Annotated in this window: 13 protein-coding genes; 7 read left to right on the forward strand and 6 right to left on the reverse strand. The window is 55.6% G+C overall.

Annotation, left to right across the window (positions count from 1 at the left end; genetic code table 11):
* Positions 1 to 18 precede the first annotated feature (18 nt).
* On the reverse strand, positions 19 to 1,242 hold the full coding sequence (locus tag ACAW74_RS03800; RefSeq protein ID WP_370696859.1) for a proline dehydrogenase family protein: 1,224 nt from the start codon (positions 1,240 to 1,242) through the stop codon (positions 19 to 21).
* A 281-nt stretch (positions 1,243 to 1,523) separates the two neighbouring features.
* Here ACAW74_RS03800 and ACAW74_RS03805 point away from each other — a divergent pair, with 281 nt between their 5' ends.
* Positions 1,524 to 2,624, forward strand: a complete 1,101-nt coding sequence (locus ACAW74_RS03805; protein ID WP_370696860.1) for a chorismate mutase — start codon at positions 1,524 to 1,526, stop codon at positions 2,622 to 2,624.
* Positions 2,625 to 2,716: 92 nt separating this feature from the next.
* Here ACAW74_RS03805 and ACAW74_RS03810 read toward each other — a convergent pair whose 3' ends face one another.
* The gene (locus tag ACAW74_RS03810) at positions 2,717 to 3,679 is read right to left on the reverse strand and encodes an AraC family transcriptional regulator (RefSeq protein ID WP_370696861.1); all 963 of its coding nucleotides are present in this window, start codon (positions 3,677 to 3,679) and stop codon (positions 2,717 to 2,719) included.
* Positions 3,680 to 3,902: 223 nt separating this feature from the next.
* Between ACAW74_RS03810 and ACAW74_RS03815 the strand changes: the two genes are divergently transcribed.
* The 6 genes from ACAW74_RS03815 to ACAW74_RS03840 all read left to right on the forward strand — a co-directional run bounded on the left by ACAW74_RS03815 (position 3,903) and on the right by ACAW74_RS03840 (position 9,510).
* On the forward strand, positions 3,903 to 4,397 hold the full coding sequence (locus tag ACAW74_RS03815) for a cupin domain-containing protein (RefSeq protein WP_370696862.1): 495 nt from the start codon (positions 3,903 to 3,905) through the stop codon (positions 4,395 to 4,397).
* A 41-nt stretch (positions 4,398 to 4,438) separates the two neighbouring features.
* Positions 4,439 to 4,939 (forward strand): cyclophilin-like fold protein, encoded by a 501-nt coding sequence (locus ACAW74_RS03820; RefSeq protein WP_370696863.1) that lies wholly within the window; start codon positions 4,439 to 4,441, stop codon positions 4,937 to 4,939.
* A gap of 31 nt (positions 4,940 to 4,970) precedes the next feature.
* The gene (locus ACAW74_RS03825; RefSeq protein WP_370696864.1) at positions 4,971 to 5,606 is read left to right on the forward strand and encodes a (2Fe-2S)-binding protein; all 636 of its coding nucleotides are present in this window, start codon (positions 4,971 to 4,973) and stop codon (positions 5,604 to 5,606) included.
* Positions 5,603 to 6,622, forward strand: coding sequence for an FAD binding domain-containing protein (locus ACAW74_RS03830; protein ID WP_370696865.1), 1,020 nt, complete (start codon positions 5,603 to 5,605; stop codon positions 6,620 to 6,622). The genes ACAW74_RS03825 and ACAW74_RS03830 overlap by 4 nt, the downstream gene beginning before the upstream one ends.
* 2 nt (positions 6,623 to 6,624) lie before the next feature.
* Complete coding sequence (locus ACAW74_RS03835) at positions 6,625 to 8,865, forward strand: xanthine dehydrogenase family protein molybdopterin-binding subunit (RefSeq protein WP_370696866.1); 2,241 nt, start codon at positions 6,625 to 6,627, stop codon at positions 8,863 to 8,865.
* A gap of 69 nt (positions 8,866 to 8,934) precedes the next feature.
* The gene (locus tag ACAW74_RS03840; protein ID WP_370696867.1) at positions 8,935 to 9,510 is read left to right on the forward strand and encodes a DapH/DapD/GlmU-related protein; all 576 of its coding nucleotides are present in this window, start codon (positions 8,935 to 8,937) and stop codon (positions 9,508 to 9,510) included.
* A gap of 40 nt (positions 9,511 to 9,550) precedes the next feature.
* Here ACAW74_RS03840 and ACAW74_RS03845 read toward each other — a convergent pair whose 3' ends face one another.
* The 4 genes from ACAW74_RS03845 to ACAW74_RS03860 all read right to left on the reverse strand — a co-directional run bounded on the left by ACAW74_RS03845 (position 9,551) and on the right by ACAW74_RS03860 (position 16,580).
* Positions 9,551 to 10,525, reverse strand: a complete 975-nt coding sequence (locus ACAW74_RS03845; protein WP_370696868.1) for a DUF4249 domain-containing protein — start codon at positions 10,523 to 10,525, stop codon at positions 9,551 to 9,553.
* Positions 10,525 to 12,999, reverse strand: coding sequence for a TonB-dependent receptor (locus ACAW74_RS03850; protein WP_370696869.1), 2,475 nt, complete (start codon positions 12,997 to 12,999; stop codon positions 10,525 to 10,527). The genes ACAW74_RS03845 and ACAW74_RS03850 overlap by 1 nt, the downstream gene beginning before the upstream one ends.
* 122 nt (positions 13,000 to 13,121) lie before the next feature.
* Entirely contained in the window at positions 13,122 to 14,084 is a 963-nt protein-coding gene (locus ACAW74_RS03855; protein ID WP_370696870.1) for a DUF4249 domain-containing protein, read from the reverse strand.
* A 66-nt stretch (positions 14,085 to 14,150) separates the two neighbouring features.
* Positions 14,151 to 16,580, reverse strand: a complete 2,430-nt coding sequence (locus tag ACAW74_RS03860; RefSeq protein WP_370696871.1) for a TonB-dependent receptor — start codon at positions 16,578 to 16,580, stop codon at positions 14,151 to 14,153.
* Positions 16,581 to 16,653 lie beyond the last annotated feature (73 nt).

Consider the following 16,653-nt stretch of genomic DNA (forward strand, 5'->3'; position numbering starts at 1 on the left):
ACTTTGAACGTTGAACCGTTATTTTTTACATCCCTTCCGGCGCTCGAGTTCGTTCTTGACGAGGTTGAACTCGCGGCTGCTTTGGCCGGCAATGGATTTATTTTCTTCGGCCCGCCGGAACAGATACGGCATCACGGCTTCAACGGGGCCATAGGGCACATACTTCGCTACATTATAGCCCGCATTGGCCAGATTATACGAGATGTTGTCGCTCATGCCCAGCAACTGCGCGAAATAGATGTGCGGGTCGTTTGGCGCGATGCCCATCCGCTTCATCTGCCCGATCGTGTACTGGCAGCTATACTCGTTGTGCGTACCCAGGCAGATCGACACCACGTCGCGGTTCGTCAAGCAGAAGTCGATGGCGCGGTTGAAATCGCGGTCGGTATCTTCTTTGGTGGCCTGAATCGGATCCTGGTATTCGTCTTCGTGCGACCGGATGCGCTCTTTTTCCAGATAAGCACCCCGCACCAGCTTGGCACCCAGGAAATAACCTTTCTCACGGGCCCTTTCGGTGGCTTTCGTCAACTGGTCATACATCTCCCAGCGGTACATCTGGTAGGTGTTGTAGACAACGCAACGCTCGTGGTTGAAGCGGTCCATCATCTCGTAGGCGAGGCAGTCGATCGTGTCCTGAATCCAGCTTTCTTCGGCATCAATGAAGATGCGTACATTCTTGTCGTGGGCGCGCTGGCAGAGGGTCTGAACTCGCTCACGAACCCGGGCGAAAGCAGCCTGATCGGCTTCGCTCAGTTCGTCGCCGCGCTGAACGGCTTCAAGCAGCTCGGTTTCGGCTACACCGGTTACCTTGAATACAGAGAACGGAATGTCCTGTGATTCGCTGGCGCGTTCAATGGTGCGGAGAATTTCCAGTACCGTGCTGTCAAAACATTTCTCGTTTTCTTCCCCCTCGACCGAATAGTCGAGGATGGTGCCCACGTGTGCGTTGTGCAGGTACTGAATCGTCTTCTCACAGTCGCGGATGGTTTCGCCACCGCAGAACTGCTCGAAAATCGTGTTTTTGATGAGCCCTTTGATGGGCAGTTGCAGGTTTAGGGCCAGTTTTATGAAAAAAGTCCCTAATTTTACCAGCCAACCTTTATTCATCAACGCAAAGAGCCAGTACGTTTTTCGTAACTTGAAATCGGACTGGGAAGAGAAGGATATCGACGTATCCTCGAATGAGACCGGTTGAGCATTGCTCAGGGTGGCAGTGGCGACCGGCTGAGGAGGGGGAGACATTAGATTACTTCGGTTCGACATAGTCAATGCGCCGTTGCCGGTGCGTTCGTCCTTAGGTCGTTCGGTAGCCCGTTTAGATAGTGGCCGAAATATAAACGAAATTTCGGCACAAAAAGGTTTTTCAGGCTATCCTCTACTTTTTCAACAGACTAATAATCGTACAAAAATTGGGTGAGGATCAGCCACGTATACGGCTTTTTCTCCCGCAAATATACTATAAATTTGCACTTTCGCTTTTTATCCCACAAGGATCATTTTTCACCTGAATACGCGTACCGATCATGAAACCAGATTTAGCCGTAGAGCCGCTCGATTCGTGGATTAAGACCGACGGCAAGCCGCTGATTATCGCCGGGCCTTGCAGTGCCGAGACCGAGGAACAACTTGTAGAAACTGCCCGCCAACTGGCCCAATTAGGGTCTGTGCACGTCATTCGGGCTGGTGTTTGGAAACCTCGCACCCGTCCCGGCTCGTTTGAAGGAATGGGCGAAGCCGCCCTGCCCTGGATTCAGCGCGCCAAAGCCGAAACCGGCCTGCCCTTTGCCGTCGAAGTGGCCACGCCCCAACACATCGAACTGGCCCTGAAATATGGTGTCGACGTATTATGGGTTGGTGCCCGCACCACGGTAAATCCCTTCAACGTGCAGGAAATTGCCGATGCACTCAAGGGTGTCGACGTACCTGTGCTGGTGAAGAACCCCGTTAACCCGGACCTGGCCCTTTGGGTGGGTGCGTTTGAACGGATTGCCGGTGCCGGTATCACCAAGCTTGGCGCCATTCACCGGGGTTTCTCGACGGGTGAAGCCAGCAAATACCGCAACATTCCGATGTGGCAGATGGCGATCGAACTGCGTACGATGTTCCCGCAGTTGCCCATCATCGGCGACCCCAGCCACATGGCCGGCAAGCGTGCCTACCTCAACGAGCTGGCCCAGATGGCGATGGACCTCAAGTACGATGGTCTGATCGTAGAGTCGCACATCGACCCCGACAAAGCGTGGAGCGATGCGGCCCAGCAGCTAACCCCCGCCGCCTTCGGTGAGATGCTCGACCATCTGCAAATCCGGCAGTTGGCTTCGTCGGACGTGACTTTCAAAGGCGCGATGGAGCAGCTTCGGAACAACATCGACAGCGTAGACCGGCAGATCGTGGAAATGCTCGCCGCCCGCATGTCGCTGGTGGAGAAACTGGCCGAATACAAGCGCGACAACAACGTATCGCTGTTCCAGCCCGACCGCTGGAAAGAGATTCTGGAATCACGGAAACAGCTCAGCGCCAAGCTGAACCTGTACCCCGAACTGGTGGAAGAGATCTACAAGATCATCCACATGGAGTCGATTCGTAAGCAGACCGAAGTAATGAACAACACGCCGGTAGCTTAAGCAACGAACGTACCCACAACCCGAAAGGCCCCTCGACACTGTCTGTTGAGGGGCCTTTTTCGTGAAAAAATTTGATCTTCAGCCGGTTGGGTTTAGCCTTCGTAATCGGGTGAAATGGGCGAGCGTCGAAACTCATTGGGCGTTAGGCCTACGTACCGCTTAAAAAACTGGCTAAAATTCGGCTGGTCGGCAAAGCCAATAATCTGACTGATTTCCTGAAGCGTCCAGTTGGTTTGCACCAGCAAGGCTTTGCTTTCTTCCAGCAACCGATTTTTGATCAGCGTACTGATGGGTTGCCCCGTATGTTTTTTCACCAGCCCGTTCAGGTAATTTGGATTCAGGTTCAGTTTCTCGGCATACTCCCGGGCCGTGCGCATCCGAATCGGGTTATCCGGGTTGGCCAGATTCGTTTCCTTTTCCAACAGTTCGAAGAAGGCATACACGTGCCGGTAGTCGTTGGTGATCTCGCCCACAGGGGCATAGTCGATTCCTTTCAAACTTTCGACCAACACAAGTTGCACATAGGCTTGCAGGGCTTCTTCGGCCAGTTCACCACCCGTAGCGGCCTCGGCTTTCATCTGGGTTAACAGGCTGTGCACCATCCGGGCCGATGATTCCGACAGACGAAGAATCTTTTTCTCCGTAAAAAATTTGTAGCGGTCGATGATGAGTTTCAGCGAAGGATGCTGATCCAGATACCGTTTTTTGAACATGCAGAAGATACCGCCGCCCGACTTCGGCGACGTGTTGCGCCAGCAAACGATTTCGTTGGGATGCAAAAACAGGATGGTGCGCTCATCGATATAGTAATTGTCTTTGCCGATGGTTTTAAAACCCGTGCCGCTGGTCATGAACATGATCTTGTAAAAGTCGCGGCGGTTGGGGGTCAGGTAGTTGTCGCAGCCGGTTTTTTCGCGGTCCACTACCTTAATATTCCAGTCTTCGTAGTAGAGTCGGCTCACAGGCGTTGTGCCCGGTGGCAACACAGACGGCATGTCGTATACCATCGTGATGGGTTGAGGATCACCAGCCCGCCGATGCGTGTGCATTTTCATAATTCCTATAGACAACGTCCTGTCTGCAAAAGTGCCAACAAAGTACGCATACGCCAAATACATCTATCCAAAACACTAATAGACAGTTAGTTATCTTTTAAACAATGCGTATTCAGTAAAATACAGTCTTCTGGACAAATAAGTGCTTTTCATAAAAAGAGCATTGATTTTACTATAAAGTTGCCGAGCTATTTCAGGTACGTTTGCAGCAGCACTCATACGTATGAAAATCCCGATCAACACGCTGAACTGGCTGCTTACCTATTGCCTCTATAGCGGATTGGTGCTGGGAGCAACCCCGTCGATCATGGCGCAACAAACAACACCAACAGGCTCGCCCGCCGCAACCCGGGGAGCTGCCACGTACTTTAGCGGCACTGTCTGGGTGGCTACGCTGGTAGGCCCTAACGCCGAAACCGACTGCCTCGTAAGCAGCGTCACCTTCGACCCCAAAGCGCGGACGTTCTGGCACACCCACCCCAATGGGCAACTCCTGGTGGTAACGAAAGGCACCGGCTATTATCAGGAGAAAGGAAAGCCCGCCAGGGTGATTCGTGAAGGTGAGTCAGTTACGATCCCGCCTCTGGTTGAACACTGGCATGGAGCTGGCCCGGATGGTCCCTTTACGCACATAGCCATCAACCCGAATGTAAGCCAAGGTGGGGCTGTCAACTGGCTACAGGCCGTTACAGACGCAGACTATGACGCGGCTCGCTAAGGCCGTAAACCGCCCCCTTCGTTTTTGAAAAACACACTTGTATGAAAAACACACTTAGCCTCTTTCTCCCAATGTTGGGACTTTTCATCAGCCTAGTGGCTTGCACCATGGCCCCAACCGGCCTTTCCAGCGCCGTTGGCGGCGAAAACAACGACAGTATGACAGACAGTTTGTCCGGCACTGGGCCGCTCGGCGACCGAATCAGGATCAGGGTCGGTTCAGCCACGTTCACGGCTACGCTCCTCACCCATGCGACCGCAGCGGCCTTTAAAGCCCGCCTGCCGCTGACGATCACGATGAGCGAGTTGAACAACAATGAGAAGTTTGCTCAGTTGCCTAACAGCCTTCCCATCAACGCCTCGAACCCCGGCACCATCCAAACGGGCGATTTGATGCTATATGGATCGACTACGTTAGTCCTGTTCTACAAAACGTTTCCGACCGCTTACAGTTATACCAGACTGGGACGCATCGACAATCCGTCGGGGCTCGCGGCTGCGCTCGGTCCCGGAAGCGCAACGGTCACTTTTGGCCTGGACTGATACCTTCTCCAACACAACTAACACCGAGTGTATGACTGAGCTTGAACACACGGGAGATGCGTTAGACAACGCAAACGCCTCCCGACGACAATTTTTGAAACAGTCCTCTGCCCTGGCGGCTATTGTGATGACGCCCCCCGCGGCCGTGGCCGCCATCGACAACGGGCTGGATGAAAAAGTGGCCGCCGCCATTGAGCAGATGCCGCTTCAGGTCGACATCAACGGAACGGTGCGCAAACTCACCATCGAACCGCGTGTGACCCTGCTCGACCTGCTACGCGAGCAACTGCACCTGACGGGCACCAAAAAAGGCTGCGACCACGGGCAATGCGGTGCCTGTACGGTACACGTCGATGGGCAGCGGGTCAATGCCTGTCTAACCCTCGCCATGACCACCGAGGGCAGCAAAGTCACGACGATCGAAGGGTTGGCCGACGGAGATCGCCTGCACCCCATGCAGGAAGCCTTTATCAAACACGATGGCTTTCAGTGCGGCTACTGCACCCCCGGACAGATCATGTCGGCGGTGGCTTGTATTCGGGAAGGGCACGCCAGCAGCCCCGACGAAGTTCGGGAGTACATGAGCGGCAATATCTGCCGTTGTGGGGCCTACGCCAATATAGTCGATGCCATTATGGACGTAAAACAGGGAGGAGCCAGGGTATGAACCAGTTCAACTACACGCGGGTAACCAACCCCAAAGCGGCCGTCACGGCAATAAGTCAGGAAAGCGGCACGTACTTTCTGGCGGGCGGCACCAACCTCATCGACCTGATGAAACGCGAAGTCGTGGTGCCCCAACGGCTCGTCGACATCAACAAACTGCCGCTGGCCACCATCGAAAAAACAGCCACCGGCCTGCGAATCGGGGCGATGGCCAAAAACTCGGCAGTGGCCGATCATGCGCTGGTGAAGAAGCATTTTCCGCTGCTGGCCATGGCCCTCAACGCGGGGGCGTCGGCGCAGCTTCGGAACATGGCGACGGTGGGCGGCAACATGATGCAACGTACCCGTTGTGCTTATTTCTACGATACCTCCATGCCCTGCAATAAACGGAGTCCTGTGCAGGCCGGTCCCGACAAAGGCAAACCAAATGGCCCTTCGGGCTGCGGGGCTATCGACGGCATCAACCGAATGCACGCCATCTTTGGCGGCTCCAACAAGTGCATTGCCGTTCACCCCAGCGATATGTGCATTGCGCTGGCGGCCCTGGATGCCACCGTGAACGTGTCGGGACCAAAAGGAGACCGTAACATTCCGTTTGTCGACTTCCACCGACTGCCCGGCGATTCACCTCAGCAGGACAACACGCTGCTGCCCGGCGAATTGATCCTGTCGGTCGACGTACCCACAAACCCGTTTGCCGACCATTCGCACTACCTCAAAGTCCGCGACCGGGCGTCGTATGCCTTTGCGCTGGTATCGGTGGGAGTTGCGGCCGACATGAAGCGGGACACTATTCAGGATATCCGGCTAGCGATGGGCGGGGTAGCGCACAAACCGTGGAGGCTGACCGAGGCCGAGCAGTTTCTACGCGGCAAACCCGCTACAGAGGCCAATTTCAAACAGGCGGCCATGCTCGCCATGAACGGAGCGAAGGGGTACGGCGAAAATGATTTCAAGCTGACGCTGGCCCCCAACTCAATTATCGACGCGCTTAAAACCGCCACCAAAACCGCCTGATCATGGACAAGAAACTGACAAACCCGCCCATTGACCGGGTTGATGGGCGCATGAAAGTGACCGGCGGGGCTCACTACTTTGCCGATTTTGAGTTGCCGAAAATGGCCTATTGTGTCATTGTCGGTAGTGAAATTGCCCGGGGCACCATCACGGGTATGGACACGAAAAAAGCGCAGGGAGCACCCGGTGTGCTTGGCGTATTTACCCACCAGAACATGCCGCCCATTCCGGGTTGGGATGCGCCGGTAGGTGGCGAGGCCGACGGGCCAGCGCCCAAGCCCAAGACGGAGGCGAAATACCGCATCCTGAGTAGCCCCACTATTCTGTTCGATGGGCAACCCGTTGCCATCGTCGTGGCCGATAGTTTCGAGCGGGCTACCTACGCGGCGTCACTGGTCAAGGTAACGTACCAGAAACAGACAGCCCGGACGGAACTGGAGAAACACCTTGCCGATGGCATTACCGCCGGTCGCCCCGGATCGGGCGATTATCTGCGGGGCAAAGCTGATGCCTACCAGTCGGCACCCGTGACGCTGGAAGCCAACTATACCATCCCTATTGAGGTGCATAACCCGATGGAACTACATGGGATTCTGGCGCACTGGACCGCACCCGACAAGCTGATGATTTACGCCAAAACGCAGGGCGTCAACGCGACGCAGCAGGCGATGGCGCAGGCGTTCAAGATCGATCCGAAGAATATCCACGTGCATACCGAGTTCATGGGAGGCGGCTTCGGCATGGGACTACGTACCTGGCCGCAGGAAACGGCGGTGGTGGCCATTGCCCGGACGATTGGCCGACCACTAAAACTGGTCGTGACGCGCTCGCAGATGTTTACGCTGGTGGGGCACCGCCCCTACACGGTGCAGACCATCAACATGGGAGCCGACACCAACGGCAAGCTGGTCGGCATTGCCCACGCGGCCACCGCCGAAACGGCCAGCTACGAAGACTTCACGGAGGCGACCGTCAACATGACCAAGTTCATGTACGAGTGCCCGAACGTCAGCACCCGCTACCGCCTCGTTCGCCTCGATCGGAGCGTACCTATCTGGATGCGCGGACCGGGTGAAGCCACGGGGGCCTTTGCCCTCGAATCAGCGATGGATGAAATGGCGCACAAGCTAAACCTCGACCCCATCGAGTTCCGCCTGCGCAACTACACCGAAACCGACCCCGAGCACAACCGGCCCTATTCGAGCAAACACCTGCGGGAAGCCTATCAGCGCGGCGCCGAGGCTATTGGCTGGAACAGACGCAAAAACGAGCCGGGCAGCCAACGCGACGGCGACTGGCTCATCGGCTACGGCATGAGTACAGGTACGTTTAATGCCTTCCGCTGGGAGGCGTCGGCGCGGGTACTACTCAAGGCCGACGGCTCGCTGACGGTGCAGAGCGCCGTGACCGACATCGGACCCGGTACCGGTACCGCCCTGACCATGATTGCCCACAACGTGCTGGGCGTGCCGCTCAACCAGATCAAAGTCGAATATGGCGATACCTCGCTGCCGAAAGCCCCGACGCAGGGCGGCTCGGCCATTGTGTCGGCGGTAGGGTCGGCGGTATTTGATGCCTGTACCTTGATCAAAAAACAACTGGTCGATCTGGCGATCAAAGCAGGCGGACCATTGGCAGGGCGACAGGCCGACGAGTTGACAGCAACGGATGGCGTGCTGTCGGTGGAAAAGGAACCCCGCAAAAAGGTGGCCCCGACCGAGTTGATGACGGCCAATAACCTGACGGTAATCGATAAAAGTGCCGACTCGAAAGGTGGCCCTGAACTGGGCAAGTACTCCATGTATTCCTTTTCGGTGCATTTCGTGCAGGTACGTGTTAACCCGCTGACGGGCGTTGTGCGCGTAGCCAAAGCCGTTAGTGTGGCCGATTCGGGTCGGATTGTCAGTCCCAAAACAGCGGCGAGCCAGATGATTGGCGGCGTGGCGGGCGGTATTGGAATGGCGCTTACAGAAGAGGCCAACATCGATCACCGCTTTGGCCGATTCGTGAACAATAACCTCGGCGATTACCACGTGGCGGTTCACGCCGACGTACCGGCCATCGAAACGATCATGATCGACAAGCCCGATCCCATCATCAACCCGATGGGCGCCAAAGGCATGGGCGAGATTGCGCTGATTGGCTTTGCCGGTGCAGTGGCCAATGCCGTCTTCAACGCGACTGGGCAGCGGGTACGTGATCTACCCATTACGCCGGATAAGGTTATGCAGAAACTAGCCTAGTCACTAGTAACAGATAGAAACGTAGGGCCGGGCAGATCGTCTGCCCGGCCCCACCAATTGAGTGAACGTATGGCTCTCGATCAATCCCCAGCTTCCCTTTTTCAACGCTTACAGGCCGGTGAACTCCTCCGTAAAGACGACCCGGAATACGCCCGGTTTGGCGAGGTTGTGGCGCGCACCATCCGTCTCTGTGTTGAGATGAATGCAACGGCAACGGACGTGGCTCAGGTACGTTCCCGGTTGAGTGCGATCATAGGTATAGAGATCGACCCGACGACGACGATTTTCCCGCCGTTTCACACCAACTTCGGGCGACACATTCGGCTCGGCAAAAACGTATTCATCAACCACGCCTGCTCATTTCTGGACATCGGCGGCATCACCATCGACGACGACGTGCAGATTGGACCCCGGGCCAACCTTACTTCAGAGAACCACCCGCTAGACCCAACCGACCGGCAAACCCTGATTCCCCGGCCCATTGTGATCAAACGAAACGCCTGGATTGGGGCAGGCGCCACCATTTTGCCGGGCGTGACCATCGGCGAAAACGCGGTGGTTGCGGCCGGGGCGGTGGTGAGCCGCGACGTACCCCCAAACACCGTGGTTGCCGGGATTCCTGCTAAAGTGGTCAAAACGCTTTAGTTGAAGTCGTTTCTGTTCTGGTGAGGCCGCGTGCTACGACTTAGTTGATCTTCAGGGTAAGTGACGCCCCGTTGTAGGCCCCAAAGCAGCCAAGCCCATTCTGGATGTTCGAAGTGATTAGTACGGGTTCAGCAAAGGGGTTATCGCCTTGTCTGTTCTGGCGCAGAATCGCATCGCGGAAGCGGTACAGGTTTTCATCGTAACGCTGTAGCGTCAGTGTCAAACTTACGTTAGCAAAACGAGTCGTTGACCTAGATTCCGGGGCGTCCTTCGGCCAGTAATAAGCCGTACCTTTCAAGTTGCCGGATACCATAGACTGTCCATCCCGGTTCTGGTCAGTCTGGTAGCGTTCTTCACTATTCAGCGAAAGCGTTTGCGAAGTCTGGTACGTTGTATCACGATCTGTCTGAAAATTGGGTTGGGTAATATCAGCATTGAGCCTGCCAGTGACATGGTAATAAGCTGGCGTACCCACGGGGTCGCGCCAGCGCAGCTGAGCCAGGTAATCGACTTGCCGACCATTACCCAGGATATAAACTGTTGAGTCGAGGCGAATGTCGTCGGGCTGCACAGGGGCTGGTACGGTGCACCGCGCTGATACACTCGGAAACCCGGGTGCCGATGCCGTCAGTGTGTAGGTACGTCCAGCTATGATCGGAAACTCACGGGCATCGACGCCGTAAAACAGCTCTGATGAATAATTGTTGGGGGGAATGGGTAGGTTTCGCCGGGTCAGCCGGACAGTCTTCGTTCCGTCCGACAAATCGACGGTTGCTTCCTGGATTGGCCGCCGATATGGGTACCGATCGGCTGACCCGTTACCGTACAACCCCAATATTGATGTAGGATAATCGACGTAGACCGCGATGACCGTGTCTTGCGGGGATATAAAGCTCTGCACTACCATTTGCAGTTTGGCAGAGGGGATGTTGTCGACACTGACTTCCTGAACCAGACCACCGCAGCCAAACAGGCCCACCAGTAACAGCGCGTAAAGAAGATGACTCGTTTTCATCAGAACTTGAAGGCGTAGGTTACAGATGGTACAATGGGAAAAACTGAATACCGTTTCAGCACGGTCTGAGTCTGTCCGTTTGGTGTCGGCACGGTCGAACCCAGGTCGTAGAAAAACGGATTACGCCGGTTGTAGGCATTGTAGGCGCTGAACTCCCAAGTACGTTCATGCCCCTTACGCATCTTTTTGTGAAACTGTACACTGACGTCGAAACGGTGATAGGGCTCGGCCCGGAAGCTATTTTTCTGCCCGAAATCGCTCACGGTTTGCCCGTTTTTGTAAGGAATAAGTCGGTTTCCGGTGAATATGCCGTTGGAAAAATACCCCAGCTCGACGGTACTACCGGGCTCGTAGGCAATGAATTTGGCCGAGGGTAAGGTCAGGGCCTGCCCCGTGCCGTAGACCCACGTACCTGACAGCGTGATACGCGGGCTGAGCTCGTAAATACCTACCACCGAGGCATCATGACGGCGATCGTAGCGTGGGAAAAACGGCTTACCCCCGTTAAGTTCGGCAAACTGCCACTCGGTTCGCGACCAGGTGTAGCCTATCCAGCCGCTAAACCGCCCTACTTTTTTTTGCAGCAGAACCTCCAGCCCATAACTCCAGCCTTGGCCCGCCGTCACGTTGTCTTCCCAACGTACCTGCCGCGCCGACGAGGGGTCTTCGATGAGCAAAAAACTGGCCCCTTCCTTGTAATTGATGATGTTGTCCATCCGCTTGTAATAGCCTTCGACCGTCAGCGCCAGACCACTTTTAGGCAAATCCTTGGCGATACCAACCGCCCATTGCTGCGATTGCTGCGGCTTCACCCGGTCGGTTGTAGGTACCCACAGGTCCGTCGGCAGACCGATGCCGGTGTTGCTCAGCAAATGCACGTACTGGTTCATAAGTGCATACGAAGCCTTTACCGACAGATTGGGCTTGATCATGTACGCTGCCGACAAACGGGGTTCGGGCCGAACGTAGGTCGCGGCATCATGCACGAAGGCACTCAACCGTAGGCCCCCATTTACGCGCCAGTGGGCATTCGGTTTCCAGGTGTCCTCAGCGTAGATACCCGCTTCTGTTACATTGATCTGATCGACTTCCAGCCGGGTTTCATCGATCAGGCTATTATTCACCACCACCGCGCTGGGGGTGAAGCGATGCGCGGTTGCCTGCACGCCTGCCCGTAAGGAATGTTGCGGATTTGGGTAAAAATCAAGGTCGTATTTCAGGCCAACATCGCGGATACCGGAGGTGTAGCGGAGGCTGAAATCGCGGGGCTGGCTCTCGTAACTGTCCTTTTCCGAGGCCCGAATTGAGAAATCGTAGTTGCTGTAGATGAGCGATGCGTTACCGAACACCTTATCGGAAAACAGGTGGTTCCAGCGCAACGTACCGGTGGCGTTTCCCCAGGCCAGCCCATTGTCGCTACTGTAGCGGTCGTCGGCCGACTTATCGGTGGCGTAGAATTTATCCCGACCGAAATAGCCGCTCAGATACAGTTTGTCTTTGGGTCCTAGCTCAGTGTTGATTTTGGCATTCAGGTCATAGAAATAATAACCGGCGGTGTTTCGCCCGTCGCTCTCGGCAGCAATGAGCGGCGCGGCAATCACGTCCAGGTACGTTCGTCGGCCCGACAGCAGGAACGAGGTCGAGCCGGGTCCTGATTTCTTTCTGGTGAGCGGCCCTTCCAGCGTCAGTCGGCTGGCAATCAGCCCGATGCCGCCCTCGCCATGCAGTTTTTCCTTGTTGCCGTCCTTCATGTTCAGGTCGATGACCGAGGAGAGCCGCCCCCCGTAGCGGGCCGGAAAACCACCCTTGGTCAGCTCCACACTCTTCAAAGCATCCCCGTTGAAGACCGAGAAAAAACCAAATAAATGGCTGGCGTTGTACACCACCGCATCGTCCAGCACGATCAGGTTCTGGTCGGGACCCCCACCCCGCACATACAGGCCCGACTGCCCCTCGGAGCCTTTCTGCACCCCGGGCATGAGTTGCAGCACCTTAAGCACGTCTTTCTCCCCCAGCAGGGCGGGCACTTTCTTGATCTGGGCGATGGGCAGATCGATCTGGCTCATCTGCGCCGTTTCGCTAACCTTTTCGTCGGCTCGTGATGAGCGCACGACCACTTCGCTCAGTTGTTTCCCGGCAACCAGCAATACGTTGATGGTCTGACTTTTCTGCGCACCGATGCGCTGCTGCGCTACAGCATAGCCGACCATCGAGTAGGTAAGTTGCAGGCTATCCTGTGCCGGAACGGTCAGCGAGTAAAAGCCGTACGTGTTCGTTGTAGTTCCGGGCCGCAGTCGGTCGGTTTGATCACCCGACTGGTAGACATTGACCCCAATCAGTGCCTCCTGTGAGCCTGCTTCGCGGACATAGCCACTGATGGTAACGGTCGGTACGTTGCGTGTTGATGTCGGCTGACTGTATGCGCCGGTTGCACCCAGACAACTCAGCCAGACAACGAGTAAGCGTGTTTTCATTAACTGGTATTTTCATGGATGAGTCAGCTTAGCAACGAATCGTTGTAAAGCGTTGACTCATCCGCGAAAATAATACCCACTAATTAAACACATACGCCAATTTATTTGACAACCGACCGCGGTTAACGCAGTTGGATCGCCTTATCGGTGCGGTTATACCCCACAAAACACCCCAACCCACCCACAACATTAGAAGGAATCAACACGGGTTCGGCAAAGGGGTTATCGCGGTTACGGCGCTGATTGATAACCGCATTGGCGTAACGGTAATAAAGCTTTTCGAGGTGCAGAAGCTGGGCGGTGATAGTAGCTCCCGGATACACGCTGCTAAGCCGAACTCTCGCCACTTGCGTCTGGGCATTCGGCACTTTATCGTCTATGCTTACATTCACAACCTCCGTCGACGACTGGCTGCTTAGCACAACCCCGTCCTGATTTATATCGGCCACTAGATTGCCCGTTGTGTTTTCGCGTTGAAACGTAATCGGCCGCAACGTAACAACTGGTGGCTTTGGTTGCCCTTCGATGGGGTAGCTCTGGCTGGGGTTCCAGTTGAACGTACCGCCAAACCGGTAATAGTTTTCTTCGCCCACGGGGTCCTGCCAGTTGATGGTCATCAGGTACGACTTTTTCCAACTGGTTCCCGCATCAACGATTGTCGAGTCGATACGCACCGACTGAATGGCGATCGGTTTAGGAATGCTGGCCTGAGCTGTTACGCGTTTGCCATCGGGCGTACTCACGTCGAGCGTGTAAGTCTGCCCAACGCGGATCGGCAGTGCGGTTGCCTTGATTCGGTAAATCTGATCCGTTGAATTGTAGGTCAGTTTTACCGCTTGGCTACCGTTGCTAATAGATACGGTCGCGTTGGTGATGTTGAAGGGAACGGCTTCGGCGCCGTCGCCCAGCACCGGTTTCGACCGACCCACCCGCACCGACAGAAGGGTATCCTGCGGCGAGATGTAGCCATACACGACCAGCTTTTCGGGCTCGCCTGGCAGTTCGGCAGGGTCAATTTCGGTTCGCAGGCTCGTGCAGGCACTCAGCACGATAGCCGTAAGCAAACCCACGAGCAAGATTCTCATGATTGGATAAATGATAGTCACAACTGGTTGTTGATGGCGTCTGGGGAATGTAGCGACCAGACGAGGTTAAAACTTGTAGGTGTAGTTGATCGACGGCACAATCGGGAACACCGAGTACTTGTAGAGTACGCTGGTGCTGGGCTTATCCGGCGCAGCGCGTACGCTTTCGATGTTGTAGAAGAACGGATTCTGGCGATTATAGGCGTTATAGGCGCTAAACTCCCAAACACTCTGATGTTGCCGACGCCGACGCCGTAGCTGTACACTTACGTCGAGGCGGTGATAGGGTTCGGCCCGGAATGTGTTCTTGCTGTCGCCGAAATCGCGCACGCCCAGATCGGCCTGAAACGGGCGGGGTTTGACCCCGATGATGTTGTCTTTGCTGTCGCGGATGTAGTCGAAGCTGTTGCTCAGACCAAACGATCGGTAGCGTGAGTTCGGGATCGTCAGGGCCTGCCCGGTACCGTAAACCCAGGTAGCCGATACCGTGAGGTTGGGCGTAAAATCATATATCCCGACCAACGATATGTCGTGACGACGATCATAACGAGGGAAGAAGGGTTGCCCGTTGTTCAGATCGGCAAACTGCCACTGCGTCCAGGAGAGTGTGTAGCCCACCCAGCCGCTAAACCGGCCTTCTTTTTTCTGTAGCAGTATCTCGCCGCCGTAGCTCCAGCCCCGGCCCGCCGTTACGTTGTCTTCCCAACGTACCTGCTGCGCCGAACCCGGATCGTTGATGAGCAGAAAACTGGCGCCCTCCTTGTAGTTGATGATGTTATTCATCCGCTTATAATAGCCCTCAACCGTAATGGCCAGATCGGCTTTCGGCACATCTTTGGCCAGCCCCACGGCCCACTGCTGCGATTGCTGCGGTTTTACCCGGTCGGTGGTAGGCACCCACAAATCTGTTGGGAGCCCCACGCCCGTATTGCTCAGCAGGTGCACGTATTGGTTCATGAGCGAATACGATGCCTTGGCTGCCCAGTTGGCTCCAAACGAATAGGCCATCGACAGGCGTGGCTCAGGCTGTATGTAGCTCACCTCTTTTGCTCTGAACGAACTGAGCCGCAGCCCGCCGTTGATACGCCAGTGCCGACCCGGTTGCCAGGTATCTTCGGCATAGACGCCAGCCTCCAGCACGTCGATCCGCTCCACTTCGCGCTTGATCGACGCCAGTGCCTGGTTTTCAAGCACAATCGCACTGGGCGTAAACTGGTGGTCGGTCACCTGCACACCAAACCGCATAGCGTGGTTGGGCAGGGGGTAGTAGTCGAGGTCGTGTTTGAAACCGTAATCCCGAATGCCCGACGTGTAATCGAGAATGAATCGGCTCTGATCGCCCACCAATTGGTCGGCGTTTATTTTAAAACCGTAGTCACTGAAAATCAGCGACGTATTGGCAAATAGTTTCTGGCTGAACTGGTGATTCCAGCGCAGTGTGGCGGTGGCGTTCCCCCAGCCCAGTCCAATGCCCGTCTTGTCGACGTTGTTAGCCGAATTGAACTTGTCGCGACCAAAGTAGCCGCTTACGTAGATCTTATCGCGGGGGCCGAGGTCATAATTGATCTTGGCGTTCAGGTCGTAAAAAAAGTAGCCGGCACTGCTCTCGCCATTGGTCTGGCGCTTGATGAGCGGCGCGGCCAGCACGTCCAGGTACGTTCGCCGGGCCGAGATAATAAACGAAGCCGGCGCACGCTTGCCATTTTTAGGCGAAAACAGGGGGCCTTCCAGCGTGGCCCGGGCTGCGATAGCCCCCACCCCTATTTCACCATGTAATTGATCGCGGGACCCGTCTTTCATCGTCAGATCGATGACCGAGGAGAGCCGCCCCCCGTAGCGGGCCGGAAAACCACCCTTGGTCAGCTCCACACTCTTCAAAGCATCCCCGTTGAAGACCGAGAAAAAACCAAATAAATGGCTGGCGTTGTACACCACCGCATCGTCCAGCACGATCAGGTTCTGGTCGGGACCTCCACCCCGCACATACAGACCCGACTGCCCCTCGGAGCCTTTTTGCACCCCGGGCATGAGTTGCAGCACCTTGAGCACGTCTTTCTCTCCCAGCAGGGCGGGCACTTTCTTGATCTGGGCGATGGGCAGATCGATCTGGCTCATCTGCGCCGTTTCGCTCACTCGCTCGTGCTGCTTTTCACCACTGACCACCACTTCCCGCAGTTGCTCGCCCGCCATCAGTTCAACCGTAAACGTCTGCGCTTCATGCAGCGACACGGTACGTACCTGAGGTTGGTAGCCTACTAGCGAGAAAATAAGCGAAACGGAGTCGGCTTCGGGCAAGGTAATTGAGTAAAAGCCAAATGTATTTGATTGGGTGCCTAGTTGCTTATCCGCTACCCGAACGGTAGCCCCCAGCAGTGCTTCATGGCTCCCCATTTCCCGGACATAGCCACTAATCGTGTAGCGGCTAGGCGGTTGAGTTTGTGCTTCACACAAAGACACAAACAACAAATAAACATAGATGGATAAAAGTGATCTCATAAGTGTACAAATTCAGACAAAAATTACGCCTAAATGCCGTTCACTAAGTCTATCTATAAGTCACCAGATCAAC

Origin of the sequence: Fibrella musci (genome assembly GCF_041321105.1) — a bacterium.
GTDB lineage: Bacteria > Bacteroidota > Bacteroidia > Cytophagales > Spirosomataceae > Fibrella > Fibrella musci.

Coding starts and splice junctions, on each gene's coding strand:
- ACAW74_RS03860 (WP_370696871.1), bottom strand. CDS start 16,580: ATGAGATCACTTTTATCCATCTATGTTTATTTGTTGTTTGTGTCTTTG.
- ACAW74_RS03855 (WP_370696870.1), bottom strand. CDS start 14,084: ATGAGAATCTTGCTCGTGGGTTTGCTTACGGCTATCGTGCTGAGTGCC.
- ACAW74_RS03805 (WP_370696860.1), top strand. CDS start 1,524: ATGAAACCAGATTTAGCCGTAGAGCCGCTCGATTCGTGGATTAAGACC.
- ACAW74_RS03835 (WP_370696866.1), top strand. CDS start 6,625: ATGGACAAGAAACTGACAAACCCGCCCATTGACCGGGTTGATGGGCGC.
- ACAW74_RS03840 (WP_370696867.1), top strand. CDS start 8,935: ATGGCTCTCGATCAATCCCCAGCTTCCCTTTTTCAACGCTTACAGGCC.
- ACAW74_RS03825 (WP_370696864.1), top strand. CDS start 4,971: ATGACTGAGCTTGAACACACGGGAGATGCGTTAGACAACGCAAACGCC.
- ACAW74_RS03810 (WP_370696861.1), bottom strand. CDS start 3,679: ATGAAAATGCACACGCATCGGCGGGCTGGTGATCCTCAACCCATCACG.
- ACAW74_RS03815 (WP_370696862.1), top strand. CDS start 3,903: ATGAAAATCCCGATCAACACGCTGAACTGGCTGCTTACCTATTGCCTC.
- ACAW74_RS03845 (WP_370696868.1), bottom strand. CDS start 10,525: ATGAAAACGAGTCATCTTCTTTACGCGCTGTTACTGGTGGGCCTGTTT.
- ACAW74_RS03800 (WP_370696859.1), bottom strand. CDS start 1,242: ATGTCTCCCCCTCCTCAGCCGGTCGCCACTGCCACCCTGAGCAATGCT.
- ACAW74_RS03850 (WP_370696869.1), bottom strand. CDS start 12,999: ATGAAAACACGCTTACTCGTTGTCTGGCTGAGTTGTCTGGGTGCAACC.
- ACAW74_RS03830 (WP_370696865.1), top strand. CDS start 5,603: ATGAACCAGTTCAACTACACGCGGGTAACCAACCCCAAAGCGGCCGTC.
- ACAW74_RS03820 (WP_370696863.1), top strand. CDS start 4,439: ATGAAAAACACACTTAGCCTCTTTCTCCCAATGTTGGGACTTTTCATC.